Source organism: Catenisphaera adipataccumulans (assembly GCF_014202755.1).
Taxonomy (GTDB): Bacteria; Bacillota_I; Bacilli_A; order Erysipelotrichales; family Erysipelotrichaceae; genus Catenisphaera; species Catenisphaera adipataccumulans.
Genome location: NZ_JACHHK010000009.1, coordinates 1 through 13,997, shown reverse-complemented (window position 1 = coordinate 13,997; position 13,997 = coordinate 1). Strand labels below are relative to the sequence as shown.

13 protein-coding genes and 1 riboswitch are annotated in these 13,997 nt (G+C 47.9%); of the genes, 8 read left to right on the top strand and 5 right to left on the bottom strand.

All coding sequences use genetic code 11. The features are described from left to right. Window positions 1-170 precede the first annotated feature (170 nt). A complete protein-coding gene (locus HNQ47_RS09265; protein ID WP_183329121.1) occupies window positions 171-1,082 on the top strand; it encodes a LysR family transcriptional regulator in 912 nt (303 codons plus the stop codon). Between the two features lie 10 nt (window positions 1,083-1,092). Here HNQ47_RS09265 and HNQ47_RS09260 read toward each other — a convergent pair whose 3' ends face one another. The 3 genes from HNQ47_RS09260 to HNQ47_RS09250 all read right to left on the bottom strand — a co-directional run bounded on the left by HNQ47_RS09260 (window position 1,093) and on the right by HNQ47_RS09250 (window position 3,333). Then, window positions 1,093-1,497, bottom strand: coding sequence for a peptide deformylase (locus HNQ47_RS09260; protein WP_183329120.1), 405 nt, complete (start codon window positions 1,495-1,497; stop codon window positions 1,093-1,095). A gap of 126 nt (window positions 1,498-1,623) precedes the next feature. Beyond that, entirely contained in the window at window positions 1,624-2,625 is a 1,002-nt protein-coding gene (locus HNQ47_RS09255) for a GGGtGRT protein (RefSeq protein ID WP_183329119.1), read from the bottom strand. 15 nt (window positions 2,626-2,640) lie between these two features. Then, window positions 2,641-3,333, bottom strand: a complete 693-nt coding sequence (locus tag HNQ47_RS09250) for an iron-sulfur cluster assembly scaffold protein (protein ID WP_183329118.1) — start codon at window positions 3,331-3,333, stop codon at window positions 2,641-2,643. 219 nt (window positions 3,334-3,552) lie between these two features. Here HNQ47_RS09250 and HNQ47_RS09245 point away from each other — a divergent pair, with 219 nt between their 5' ends. Continuing rightward, entirely contained in the window at window positions 3,553-3,795 is a 243-nt protein-coding gene (locus tag HNQ47_RS09245) for a glutaredoxin family protein (protein WP_183329117.1), read from the top strand. Between the two features lie 46 nt (window positions 3,796-3,841). Here HNQ47_RS09245 and HNQ47_RS09240 read toward each other — a convergent pair whose 3' ends face one another. Both HNQ47_RS09240 and HNQ47_RS09235 read right to left on the bottom strand, forming a co-directional pair. Beyond that, window positions 3,842-5,200, bottom strand: a complete 1,359-nt coding sequence (locus HNQ47_RS09240; RefSeq protein WP_183329116.1) for an alanine/glycine:cation symporter family protein — start codon at window positions 5,198-5,200, stop codon at window positions 3,842-3,844. A gap of 15 nt (window positions 5,201-5,215) precedes the next feature. Continuing rightward, window positions 5,216-6,574, bottom strand: coding sequence for an alanine/glycine:cation symporter family protein (locus HNQ47_RS09235; protein ID WP_183329115.1), 1,359 nt, complete (start codon window positions 6,572-6,574; stop codon window positions 5,216-5,218). Between the two features lie 5 nt (window positions 6,575-6,579). Continuing rightward, window positions 6,580-6,653: riboswitch (glycine riboswitch) on the bottom strand. 186 nt (window positions 6,654-6,839) lie between these two features. Between HNQ47_RS09235 and tmk the strand changes: the two genes are divergently transcribed. The 6 genes from tmk to HNQ47_RS09205 are packed head-to-tail and all read left to right on the top strand — an operon-like array spanning window position 6,840 to window position 13,906. Continuing rightward, window positions 6,840-7,472, top strand: coding sequence for a dTMP kinase (tmk, locus tag HNQ47_RS09230; RefSeq protein WP_183329114.1), 633 nt, complete (start codon window positions 6,840-6,842; stop codon window positions 7,470-7,472). Beyond that, entirely contained in the window at window positions 7,465-8,448 is a 984-nt protein-coding gene (locus HNQ47_RS09225; RefSeq protein WP_183329113.1) for a hypothetical protein, read from the top strand. Before tmk ends, HNQ47_RS09225 begins: the two co-directional genes overlap by 8 nt. Further along, complete coding sequence (ricT, locus tag HNQ47_RS09220; protein ID WP_183329112.1) at window positions 8,445-9,305, top strand: regulatory iron-sulfur-containing complex subunit RicT; 861 nt, start codon at window positions 8,445-8,447, stop codon at window positions 9,303-9,305. The genes HNQ47_RS09225 and ricT overlap by 4 nt, the downstream gene beginning before the upstream one ends. Beyond that, on the top strand, window positions 9,283-10,125 hold the full coding sequence (gene rsmI / locus HNQ47_RS09215) for a 16S rRNA (cytidine(1402)-2'-O)-methyltransferase (RefSeq protein WP_183329111.1): 843 nt from the start codon (window positions 9,283-9,285) through the stop codon (window positions 10,123-10,125). The genes ricT and rsmI overlap by 23 nt, the downstream gene beginning before the upstream one ends. Continuing rightward, complete coding sequence (locus tag HNQ47_RS09210; protein ID WP_183329110.1) at window positions 10,122-13,271, top strand: DEAD/DEAH box helicase; 3,150 nt, start codon at window positions 10,122-10,124, stop codon at window positions 13,269-13,271. Before rsmI ends, HNQ47_RS09210 begins: the two co-directional genes overlap by 4 nt. Further along, a complete protein-coding gene (locus tag HNQ47_RS09205) occupies window positions 13,268-13,906 on the top strand; it encodes an HAD family hydrolase (protein WP_183329109.1) in 639 nt (212 codons plus the stop codon). Before HNQ47_RS09210 ends, HNQ47_RS09205 begins: the two co-directional genes overlap by 4 nt. Window positions 13,907-13,997: the final 91 nt, after the last annotated feature.

Below are 13,997 nucleotides of genomic sequence, written 5' to 3'. Positions count from 1 at the left end.
AAATACCTCCTTCTGAATGTAAAGACGAAACGTATTTTTATCTTCTCATGTTCTCACGACCTTTCTGCTTATTAAGATAGACAAAACCATATGTATTGTCAACTTTAAGGAAAATTTAAGATAAAATTGTTAGGATACTATATATAATTACGTTAAGATAGGAGGAGTCTATGACACTTCAACAATTACGATACGTCGTTGCGGTCGCAGAAAAGGGGACCATCAGCAGTGCAGCCGAATCTTTGTATATCTCACAGCCCAGTTTGACCAGTGCCATCAAAGAATTAGAAAAAGAAATGGAGATCACCATCTTCTACCGTACAAACAAAGGTGTGATCTGTACCAATGAGGGGACCGAGTTCCTCGGCTACGCCCGGCAGGTGCTGGAACAAGTCAATTTATTGGAGACAAAATATAAAAATGAACAGCCGCAGAATCCGATCTTTGCGGTATCCTGTCAGCACTATTCCTTTGCGGTCAATGCCTTTGTTGATGTCATTAAAGCCTTTGATCAGACGGCTTATGACTTTACGCTGCGTGAAGAACAGACGTATGAAATCATTGAAGATGTCCGTCATCTGAAAAGTGAGATCGGCATCTTGTATTTGTGTGACACGAATCGGAAAGTCCTGCAGAAAATCATCAAGAATGCCGGTTTGAAGTTTGAAGCATTGTATACGGCCAAACCGCATGTATTTATTAGTTCCAGCCATCCATTAGCCGATCGAAAAGAACTGACGCTCGCTGATCTGGAACCGTATCCGTATTTATCTTTTGAACAAGGCACACATAATTCATTCTATTACAGTGAAGAACTGTTCAGTACGATCGACCGAAAAAAGCGGATCCGAGTCCGCGACCGGGCGACGTTGTTCAATCTGGCCATCGGTCTGGATGGATATACCATTAGCTCCGGCGTCATCGATCCGGACCTGAACGGCGAACAAATCATTGCCAAACCACTGCGCGAGGAAGAAGAAATGACCATCGGCATGATCACTTTGAAAGATGCCATTCTTTCCCGTTACGGTAAAATATATAAAGAAGCTTTATTGAAGCATATCAATGAAGACGGCCAGTAAGCCGTCTTTTTTATATGAGGATCCCGCGGCAATGATCAATTTCGTGCTGAATGATCTGTGCAGTCAGACCGTGATAGGATTTGATATACGTCTGACCTTCGCTGTCCTCGTATTTGACTTTAATGTGTTTGGCACGTTTGGTCTTTCGCATCCCTGTCAAAGACAGACATCCTTCTTCCGTCGTATAGAGACCGGATTTTTTGAGGATCTGCGGATTGTACATAACTTTGTATGTATCACCGTCCAGAAAGGCGATGATGTTTTCGTGCCGGCCGATCATATTGGCGGCCATGCCGATGCAGGTCTGCCGATTCGCTTTCAATGTATCCAGCAGATTGGCAGCTGTGACGGTGTTATGACTCGGCTGGGAAGGCTGTTTTAAAAAAACCTCATCGTGAATAATAGGCAGGATCATATTTACCTCCGAAAGAAAAGGGCGTGCTCAGGCACGCCCGGTCACATCGAAACAGACAGTTATGTGATATATGAATTTGCGAAAATGCTATAAGGATGTACATCCGGTCTGTTTCAATGAACCTTTTTACTTATTTAAAGCTTCAGACAATGCAACCGATACGGCTACAGAAGCACCGACCATCGGGTTGTTGCCCATACCGATCAAGCCCATCATTTCTACGTGAGCCGGAACGGAAGAAGAACCAGCGAACTGTGCATCGGAATGCATACGTCCCATTGTATCCGTCATACCATAGGAAGCCGGACCGGCAGCCATGTTATCTGGGTGCAATGTACGTCCCGTACCACCGCCGGAAGCAACAGAGAAGTATTTCTTACCTTTTTCGTTGCATTCTTTCTTATAAATACCAGCAACCGGATGCTGGAAACGAGTCGGGTTCGTGGAGTTTCCGGTAATGGAAACGTCTACGTCTTCATGATGCATGATGGCAACACCTTCACGAACATCATCGGCACCGTAGCAGGCTACTTTAGCACGCGGACCGTCCGAGTACGGTGTTCTCGACAATTCTTTCAGTTCACCAGTATGGTAATTATATTCTGTTTCTACATAAGTAAAGCCGTTGACACGGGAGATGATCTTTGCGGCATCCTTTCCTAAACCGTTCAGGATGACTTTCAAAGGAACCTCACGGACTTTGTTGGCGTTGTTCGCAATACCGATCGCACCTTCAGCAGCCGCGAAACTTTCGTGACCGGCCAAGAATGCAAAGCAGCGTGTTTCATTTGTCAGCAGCATGGATGCCAGGTTTCCGTGGCCCAGGCCTACTTTACGCTGATCAGCAACAGATCCCGGAATACAGAAAGACTGCAGTCCTTCACCCAGAGATTTTGCGATATCAGCAGCTTGTTTATCGCCTTTCTTCACAGCAATCGCAGCTCCGACAATATATGCCCAGCATGCGTTTTCGAAGCAAATCGGCTGAATGCCTTTTACGATGTTATAAACATCAACACCGGTTGCGTCTACGACTTCTTTTGCTTCTTCAATGGAAGAAATGCCATAAGACTTTAATACCTCATTGATTTTATCGATTCGTCTTTCGTAACCTTCAAATAATGACATGTTTTCTTCCTCCTATTATTCCTCACGAGGGTCAATATACTTCGCAGCATCGTCGTAACGTCCGTACTGTCCGGTTGCACCCTCTAATGCTTCATTGGCATCTTTACCTGCTTTGACCGCATCCATAAATTTGCCTAAATTAACATATTTGTAGCCGATGATTTCATCATTGTCATCCAGAGCCAGCTTCAGGATATAACCTTCTGCCAATTCCAAATAACGAGGACCTTTATCTAAGGTAGAATAAACTGTACCAAGCTGAGAACGGGTACCTTTGCCTAAGTCTTCCAGACCGGCACCGATAACCAAACCGTCTTCAGAGAATGCCGACTGAGTACGGCCGTAAGCAATCTGCAGGAACAATTCACGCATTGCGGTGTTGATCGCATCGCAGACCAAGTCTGTGTTCAATGCTTCCAACAACGTTCTTCCTACCAATGCTTCCGAAGCCATTGCGGCCGAGTGAGTCATACCGGAGCATCCCAATGTTTCGATCAATGCTTCCTGAATGATTCCCTCTTTAACATTCAAAGACAATTTGCAGGCACCCTGCTGCGGAGCACACCATCCGACACCGTGGCTGTATCCGGAAATATCCGAAATTTGTTTTGAATACACCCATTTTCCTTCTTCAGGAATCGGTGCGCAGCCATGATGTGCACCACATGTGACTTTGCACATGTTTTCTACTTCTTTTGAGTATTTCATACTGTTCTCCTTTCATTGATGAATTCTACTCATATATCACTTTTGATTATAAAAAGTTGATACCAAATGTTGTAATAGCTGAAAACGCGTTCTTACCCACTTAAAGTCTATAAAACCAGAAAATTTGTGTCAATGTGTTTTGGTTAGCACTAGCTAACGCATGGGCATTTGAGTCGATTCTTTTCTTGGTTCCCGATAAGATATACACGAGGTGATACGATGAAACTAGAACTTTATTACTTTAAAGGCTGTCCGTTCTGCGGCCTGGTCATGGATGAAATCAATCAATCCGGCCGTACGGATATTGAATATCATGACATCCATCAAAGCAGGACCGACTACGACCGTCTGCTGAAAGACGGCGGCATTGATCAGGTGCCATGCTTGTTCATTGATGACCGCCCGCTCTATGAAAGCAGCGATATCATCGCCTGGCTGCAGGCGCATCCACAAAACGCATGACCGGAGCGATCCGGTTTTTCTTTTACAAAAAAAGCAGGTTTCCCTGCTAAACAGTTTCTTCCTGCAGTGCTCCGGACAGGTCAGATACATCCTTGGAAAAATAGGCATTCGTTTCTGTCAGAATATCCTTGCGCAGACCGATCAGACCGATCAAATTCGGGATCGCCATCAAGCCATTGACAATATCCGCAATGATAAAAATCAAATCCAGAGAAATAAACGGCCCGACGGCCACCATTGCGATAAAGATCATACGATAAATGCGTACACTGTTCAGTCCGCCTAAATAATACATGCATCGTTCGCCGTAGTAATTCCAGCCGATGATCGTCGTAAACGCAAAGAAGATCAGACCGATGTTGACAATATAACGGCCGATCAACGCGATCGGCAGGCCCTGTTCAAACGCATAAGTCGTCATGGCCGCGCCTTCCAAGCCGGTCAGATTGGCCTGCGTGATGACAATGGCCAGTCCCGTCATGGTACAAACAATGATCGTATCAATAAAGGTACCGGTCATGGAGATCAGTCCTTGTTCCACACAGGAATCGGTCTTGGCAGCTGCGGCCGCGATCGGCGCACTTCCTAAACCGCTCTCATTGGAGAAAATACCGCGGCTGATGCCTTTCTGCATCGCAATGCCTAAACCGCCGCCCAATGCTGCCTGCGGCATGAACGCATTGCGCACAATTAAGACCAGGACCGACGGCAGCACGGATAAATGTGTGCCCAGAATGATCAGCACACCGCCGATATATAAAATGCACATAAAAGGAATCAGCTTTTCAGCCACCTTGGCGATCCGCCGGATCCCGCCGATGATGATAAATGCCACAATGATCGTCAGGATTACTGCGGTCACGATCACCGGCACGTTAAAACTTAGTGTCAGCGCATCGGAAATGGACTTTACCTGTGTGAACGTACCGCTGCCCCACAAAGCGCCACTGACCCCAAAGACCGCAAAGATCTTGGCCAGTACTTTATTATGCAGACCGTTTTGAATATAGTACATCGGGCCGCCGGCCATATCGCCGTTCTCGTCCTTCACCCGATATTTAATAGCTAAGACACCTTCACTGTATTTCGTGGCCATGCCAAAGAACGCGCTGACCCACATCCAGAACAAGGCGCCCGGTCCGCCGGCTGCGATCGCTGTGGCGACGCCGACGATGTTGCCCGTGCCGATGGTCGAAGATAAAGCCGTGCACAAAGCCTGGAAACTGGAAACATCGCCTTCGCCTTGATTTTTATCCGATCGAAAAATCAGTGAAAAGGCAAGTTTCAGCTGCCGGAACTGCAGACCTTTCAGCCGGAACGTAAAATACACACCAGTCCCAAGCAATAAAATGATCAAAGGCGCTCCCCAGACCAGGGAATCCACCCGATTGAACAGTTCCGCCATGCCGTCCCTCCTTTTTTATACGGACTCTTCCGCCAATTCGCCGACGGTTTCTGTTTCATCGGCCATAAAGTAAGCTTCCGTTTCGGTAATGATATCTTTGCGCAGACCGATCAAACCAATTAAATTCGGAATCGCCATCAGACCATTGACGATATCAGCCAAGATAAAGACAAACTCCAAAGACATGAATGGTCCGATCGCAATCAAAACCAAGAATACGATCTTATACACCTTGACTGCCTTCATGCCGGCTAAATAATACATGCAGCGTTCTCCATAGTAATTCCAGCCAATGATGGTCGTGAACGCAAACAAAACCAAGCCAATATTGACGATATAACGGCCGACCATTGGGATAAACAAACCATTTTCAAACGCATAGGTCGTCATCGCGGCGCCTTCCAGACCTGTCAAATTCGCCTGGGTGATCAAAATGGCCAAACCCGTCATGGTACAAACCACGATCGTATCGATAAAGGTACCGGTCATGGAGATCAATCCTTGTTCCACACAAGAATCAGTCTTAGCAGCAGCGGCCGCGATCGGCGCACTGCCCAGACCGCTCTCATTGGAGAAAATACCGCGGCTGATGCCTTTCTGCACCGCAATGCCCAGACCGCCGCCGACAGCTGCCTGCGGCACGAAAGCGGTTTTGATCACCAACGCAATGACCGACGGGATCATGCTTAAATGCGTCAGCACGATCAGCAGCACGCCACCGATATAGAATACGCACATGAACGGAATGATTTTTTCTGCTACATGGGCGATGCGGCGGATCCCGCCTAAAGTAATGAACGCAACCAAAGCGGTCAGTACGATCGCAGAAACCCACGTCGGGACATTAAAACTTAATGTCAAAGCGTCAGAAATCGAGCTGACCTGCGTAAAGGTACCGATGCCGAACAGTGCTACACCGACGCCGAAGACCGCAAACATTTTCGCTAATACGGTATTGTGAAGACCATTTTGAAGATAGTACATCGGACCGCCGGCCACTTGTCCGTTTTCATCTTTGGTGCGGTATTTGATGGCCAGCAGACCTTCGCTGAATTTTGTCGCCATGCCAAAGAAGGCACTGATCCACATCCAGAACAAGGCGCCCGGTCCGCCGGCAGCGATCGCGGTAGCGACCCCGACGATATTGCCGGTGCCGATGGTCGAAGACAAGGCGGTGCACAATGCCTGGAAACTGGATACATCGCCGTCCTGTGTGTCATTTTTGGGATGTAAAATCAAAGAAAAAGCCAGTTTTAAACGGCTGAATTGAAGACCGTGCAGACGGAACGTAAAGTAAATTCCGGTTCCGAGCAGCAGTAAGATAAGCGGCGCGCCCCATACGAGCGAATCCACTTTCGAAAAAAAAGAAACCATGTTTTATTCTCTCCTTTGTCCTTTTGCCTGAGAGCGTTACCCCTTCGGCGTCTTTACAGATCTCTCCAAAGGCTCGTCCGATAACGATATGGGAACCTGAAATCGTTAATTCTTCGGTACACTAGGTGTTCTTTCGTTATCATCATACGAACTTTTTACGCATCCTATTATAATCTATTTCCTTTTAAAGTAAAATAGTATGTGATTTTATATGAAAGTAGAACTCAAATCATGAAGCTGTTATAATAAACAAATAGGAGAAAAAATGAAAAAAGGAGTTTTTATCACATTTGAAGGAAACGACGGCGCCGGCAAGACCACCGTATGCAAAGGGGTGGAAGCACAGCTTAAACAGGCCGGACGCGACGTACTTTATACCCGGGAACCCGGCGGCAGCCGCATTGCGGAAGCCATCCGTGACTTGCTGCTGGATCCGGATAACACCGATATGGACCCGCGCTGTGAGGCTCTGCTTTATGCAGCCAGCCGCCGCCAGCACTTGGTCGAAGTAATCCTGCCGGCCTTGGCCGAAGGCAAGATCGTGCTCTGCGACCGGTTCATCGATTCCAGTCTGGCTTACCAAGGCTTTGCGCGTGCGATCGGTATCGATGCAGTCTATGCGATCAATCGTTTTGCGATCGATGACTGTATGCCGGATGCGACAATTTTTCTGTCGGTCAGCACAGAAACCGGACAGAAGCGCATGGACCTTCGGGGGGATAAAAACCGCCTGGATCTGGAGAACAGCGCGTTCCATCAAAAAGTCAGACAAGGCTATGAGGAACTGATCCGCAGGTATCCGGAACGGATCACCGTGATCGATGCCGAACCGGATCAGGAAACGGTCATCAAAGCTGCGATGCAGGTGGTCCGGAAGGTCGTGGAGCCGTATGAATAAAAAAGAATGGCAGACGGAGCAGCCCGTCGTATATCGGACATTGTCCAATGTTCTGAAAAACAAACGGACGGCCCATGCGTTTTTGTTTGCGGGGCCGAAAGGAGCCAATAAAACGGAAGCGGCTTTATTGTTTGCGCAGAGCTTTTTCTGTGAACACCCGGATGAAGACGGCTTTGCGTGTCAGGAATGCGATGCATGTAAACGGATCGCTGCTGAAGATTCGCTGGACTTCTATTGGCACCATGCCATTGGGACAGTGAAAGAACAAAGAGATCCATTTCATCCGGAGAAAAAACCGAAACAAATCAAGCAGGAGCGGATCAAGAAAAAAGATATCGCTGCCCTGCAGCGGTTTTTTGAAGAAACGGGCGTTTCCGCACATCGTCTATATATTTTGGAAGATTTCGATCAGGCTACGCCGGATGCGGCCAACAGCCTGCTGAAGTTTTTGGAAGAACCGCAGCCGGGCATTATCGGTATTCTGATCGCGGATGAAAAGGCCAACGTGCTGCCGACGATCCAGTCCCGCTGCCAATGGCTCCCGTTTCGTCCGGCATCGGTCCGGCAGATCCGCAGAAATCTGGAACAAGTCATGGATGCGGAAGATGCCGAGATCTTGGCACAAAGCGGTTATTCGCAGGAGCAAGCTGAGGCGCTGGTCGGGGAAAATGAGTATCGCATCTTGAAAGAAGCAGCCAAAAACTATATGGATCATTGGGATTCCATGGCGGGCGTCTTTGATATGCAGACGCGGATCTTTCCGGCAAAAGGCAAGCTGACGGAAAAAGAATTTGTACGTTTGTGGATGCGTCAGCTGGATTATTTAGTGAAGAAAAATGAAAAGCTGCGCTTTGATCAAAAAATCAAAGTCCACGAAATTCTCGTGGAATCATTTGATGTACTGCGCAGCCCGGTCGATCTGGCCCTGTTTTTGGACCGGCTGTATGACCGGATACGAAAGGTCGTGATTTCATGAGAAAAGAAGAAAAGAACAATACCCCGCGTAAATATAAATATTTTGTGTTCATTCAGTTTGAAGGTTCACAGAAAGCTTATACCTTTGGTGCGAATACACAGTATCACAAAGGACAGGATGTGGTCGTGGAAACCGTACGCGGCAAAGAAATCGGCACCGTTTGTGCGCCGACCATCGACTTTGATGCCGCGAAGGCCAAAGGTGATACAAAACCGGTCATCCGTCTGGCGACCGAATATGACTTGGTGCAGAAAAATGAAAACAAGATCCGAGCTAAAAAGGCGATGAAGATCTGCCGCAGCTGTATCGAAAATCTTGGTTTGGATATGCATTTGATCAGCGGCGAGTACACGCTGGATCGTTCGAAGGTCATTTTCACGTATGTATCGGATCAGCGTGTCGATTTCCGACAATTGCTGAAGGATCTGGCACAGCAGCTGCACTGCCGGATCGAACTGCGTCAGATCGGCCCGCGCAATAAGGCGAAGATGATCGGCGGACTGGGCAACTGCGGCATGGAAACGTGCTGTTCCCGGTTCATGAGCGATTTCGAGACGGTCTCGATCAATATGGCAAAAAACCAGCTGCTGGCTTTGAATATTTCGAAATTGAGCGGTCAGTGCGGTAAATTGATGTGCTGTCTGCGTTTTGAAAACGAGGAATATACCCGGATGCGCAAGGACCTGCCGAAGTTGAATTCTCAAATTAACTTTGACGGCAAGCGCTACCGCATTACTTCAATGAATGTGCTGCAGAAGCAGGCAAAACTTGAAAATAAAGAAGAGACAAAATTTGTTTCTTTTGAAGAATTATGGCCGGATAAGGACTTCAGCGATGGATCGACAGAAGAGCTTTGAGAACGAAGGGCCGATCTTGTATCTGGTGCCGACACCGATCGGCAATTTGCAGGAGATGACCCCGCGGGCGTTGGATGTGCTGCGGCAGGCAGATGCGATCGCGGCGGAAGATACGCGCAATACGCAGAAACTGCTCAACGCATATGATATTCATAAACCGTTGTTCTCTCATTACGAACATAATCAGGACACCAGCATTCCGAAGATCATCAGTAAATTAAAAGATGGTCAGACCATCGCGGTCGTTTCGGATGCCGGGTATCCATTGATTTCGGATCCGGGCCAGGGATTGGTCCGTGCGGTGCTGGATGCCGGTTATCCGGTCGTTTCGGTGTCCGGTGCCAATGCAGCGTTGAATGCATTAGTGGCCAGCGGCTTGTCTGCTCGCCATTATTTGTTTTATGGCTTTCTGGATCATAAATCATCCAAACGTCGAAAAGAGTTAGAAACATTGGCCGCTTTCCCCTACACGATGATTTTCTATGAAGCCCCGCACCGCATCCATGATACATTGGTCGATTTATTGGAAGTCCTGGGAGACCGGCAGATCTGCCTGGCCCGGGAATTGACCAAGATGCATGAAGAATATCTGCGCGGCAGCGTATCAGAAATAATCGCTGCATCAGAGGGACTGAAGGGCGAAATGGTGATCGTGGCAGACGGCAGTCATGAAAAACAGGCACCGGATGTGGAGCAGATGGTCGAAGAGGTCCGCTGTCTGCAGGAAACGATGCGCATGAAAGCAGCCGTCAAACAAGTAGCCGAACGATACGGCTATTCGAAAAACGTATTGTATCAAGAGGTGTTGAAACGAAAATGAAAATCAGTACAGACGGATTGGGTGTTTCAGACCAGGAAATCCGGTGGCTGAGCGAATATACAGAGGATGTGGCAGAACGCATCGAAACGATCACGCTGCGCAAAGAACGCATTCGTGATATCAATGCGTTTGCGGTTTCGATCCATTATCGCAATCGATCTCAAAAAGCCTGTGAGTTTTTTTTATTGATCAACGAATACGGCGTAGTGATCGAAGCGGAGAGTGAATATATCAATTCCTATCGGGAGGTCCGGCTGCTGGTGCAGTTCATCAGCATTCTTAATGCGATGAACATCGACTGGAATGATCTGCCGCAGACCATTGATTTTCAATCCTACTACAAGCAATGGCGGACACTGCGGGAACAGGCACACCGAAAGGAAATTCTGAGCAATGCGACCAAGCAGGCGATGGATCTGGCAGAATCGCTGCAGAAACAAAAAGCAGAACAGCTGATCAATCATATGAAAGAACAGCCCATTGTTCTGCAGTGGGAACGGCAGGGAACATACTGCCGCACCCGCATCGGCACCGACCGTCTGTATGTCGTCAAAGACAACGGCCGTCTGGCACGTCAGTTCAATGAAGGACAAACAATTCCTTTGGGAACCAAAAAGACATTAACGCTCAATGTCAGCCGGCTCGATGAACAAAGCCGGAAGATGTACTTATTTATGTGCATGTATGTTTCGGCCGATGCACGCAGCTCGTTTCATTTGGGACCGGCGGCGCTGGATGCATTCTGCACGCTGCAGGAAGAACTAGATGATGAACATTTGATCGGCCGCATTCCGACACAGACCGAAAAGTTGCCGCTGGAACTGCAGGCATCAAACGATTCGGTCATCATGAAAGAATGCCTGGAAGGCCAGTTCTGCCAAGGACAGAATTATTTATATCGCAATGACAAGGATTTGATCCGTCTGCAGTGGGATGAGAACGGCCAGGTCTATCAGCTGTATCAGCTGCTGGCACAGGATGGTCTGGAAATCGAACGCAATGCGTTCAAACGTTTTTACCAGGATGTGCTGCTTCCGAATCGGGATCATTTAGAGCTTCATAGTGATACAGATCTGCAGACGTTTGCGGCAACGATCAGTAACATCAAGGTATTCAGCGATATGGAAGACAGCCGCATTTTGGTCTGGGGCACATACGAAGAAAACGGCCGGGAGAAAAAGTTTTGGGCAGAGCCGGCGGGGTATCCGGTTTCATTGATCACCGCGATCATCGAACATTATGCGGATCAAGTGGAGCAGCAGACTGCAGTCTTCAAAACGCGTTCCGGACGGTTATTCGAATTTTTAGATGAAGGTATTCCGATGATCCAGAAGGAAGCCGATGTCTATGTGTCAGAGACACTGAAGAATTTGAAACAAGCCCGTTCGCTGACGGTGCATGTTTCCGCTTATATGCAGAATGATTTATTGAAGATCCAGCTGGACAGTGACGTGGATCCAGCCGAGCTTTCTGCTATTTTACAGGCTTATCGAAAGAAGAAAACCTTCTATCGTCTGAAAAATGGCGAAATCATTTATCTGGATTCACCGGCGCTGCAGGAACTGGATGAACTGTCGGATGAACTGAATATCAACCGATCAGAACTGAAAAAAACGACCATCACAAAACCGGCGTATCAGTCTTTCCATCTGCAGGACCGGCCGGATATCCGTCAGGACGGTTCGGTGCAGACTTATGTACAGCGTCTGGCAAAGGCGCGTCAGGAAACATTCGAGCTGCCGGAAAAATATCAGAAGTTGCTGCGGGATTATCAGAAAGACGGTGTCCGCTGGCTGAAGGCTTTATATGATAGGAACGTCAACGGTATTTTGGCGGATGATATGGGATTGGGCAAAACGCTGCAGGTCTTATGTCTGCTGGAAAACTTTGTCAGCCGGCAGGAACCATCGCTGATTGTCTGCCCGAGCTCGCTGATGTTCAACTGGGCATCGGAAATCCGAAAATTTGAGATCGATCTGGATCATGTATGTGTGACCGGGACACAGGCAGAGCGGCAGGCCCGCATGGAGGAATCCCATGAGCTGTATATTACGACCTATGATTATCTGCGGCGGGATGCCGAACTTTACCAAGCCAAAACATTTAATTACGTGATCCTGGATGAAGCACAGTATATCAAGAATCCACGGACCAAAAATGCGGCGGCCGTGAAATCGATCGACTGCAGCCATCGTCTTGCGCTGACCGGTACACCGATCGAAAACAGTCTAAGCGAGCTCTGGAGCATTTTTGATTTCCTCATGCCCGGTTATTTATTTTCACTGCGCACATTTACAAGAAATTATTTAAAACCGATCCAGCAGGAACACGACGAAAAGCAGCAGGAACGGCTGCGCCGACTGAGTGCACCGTTTATTCTGCGGCGCACCAAGAAGGAAGTGCTGACCGATCTTCCGGATAAAGTCGAACGCGATCTATGGCTGGATTTCAGTGCGGAGGAAAAGAAACTTTATTTAGCGAATCTGACACAGGCGTCCAAGCAGCTGCGGGAAGAACTGCAGATGGATCATGTCGATTCGGTCACGATCCTGGCAATGATGACGCGGCTGCGCCAATTGTGCTGCGAACCGCGCATGGTCTACGATCAGATCAAAACGCCAAGCACAAAATTGACCATGTGCATTGACTTGGTCAAGACCTTGAAGGAAAATCAAAAGAAAGTCCTGTTGTTTTCCGGTTTTACAAAAGTCTTTGACTGGCTGATCCCGGCGTTTCAAAAAGACGGCATCCGTTATCACATCCTGACCGGTAAGACGACCAAAGAAGAACGAAAAGCGGAAGTTGAAGCGTTTCAGAACGATGACAGCGATGTATTCTTGATTTCACTGAAAGCCGGCGGTACAGGTCTGAACCTGACCAAAGCGCAGGCAGTCATTCACTTTGATCCATGGTGGAACATCAGCGCTCAGAATCAGGCGACCGACCGCGCGTACCGCATCGGTCAGACCAAGAATGTGATCGTCTATCAGTTGTTGATGAAGAATTCCATCGAGGAGAAAATCAACGAAATGCAGAAGCGCAAGAAATCCTTGGGCGATTCGCTCATCGATAATGCTTCCGGCACCATCGCACAGATGAGCGCCGAGGAATTACAAGCGCTCTTTACAATGGAGGATACAGAATGATCAATACCGTTTTGTTTGATATGGACGGCGTCCTGGTGGATTCCGAAGTCTTTTATCTCGTACGTCTGGTGGATTTTTTTCGCGAACACCATCAGCACGCGCCGATCGATGAGCTGAAGAAAACCTGCGGAATGTCCATGGACTTATTTTGGTGTACATTGGCCGATCTATGGGATACGGACATCGAACCTGAAACGGTCAAAGCGATGTTCCCGATCGAAGGCGAAAATGATTACGATGACTTAAAGAATCCGCATGTGCATTATTTATTGAAACATTTAAAAGCACGCGGCCTGACCGTGGGTATCGCATCCGCTTCGGAACAGGTAGAAATTGATGCGATGATGGAACAAACCGGCATCACACCATGGATCGACTACACGCTTTCGGGAGCCGATCTTCCCCGCAGCAAGCCCGATCCTTTAATCTATCGTACGGCGATGCAGGCTTTGCATACGACTCCGGAACAGACGATCATCATTGAGGATTCACAAGTCGGCATTCAGGCAGCCAAGGCTGCAGGTGCGTATGTGATCGCCAAGCGGGAAGAGCGCTTTCCCATCGATCAAAGCGCAGCCGATGCGATCGCAGATGATCTGATGGATGTGTGGCTGAAAATAGAAGAGTTACTATAGTGCGGAAATTCCGCACTTTTTTTGTGCGAATCAAAATTCTGAAAAATAAGATAACAATATCAATAAGATTCATAATAAAAAACAAAGCAAT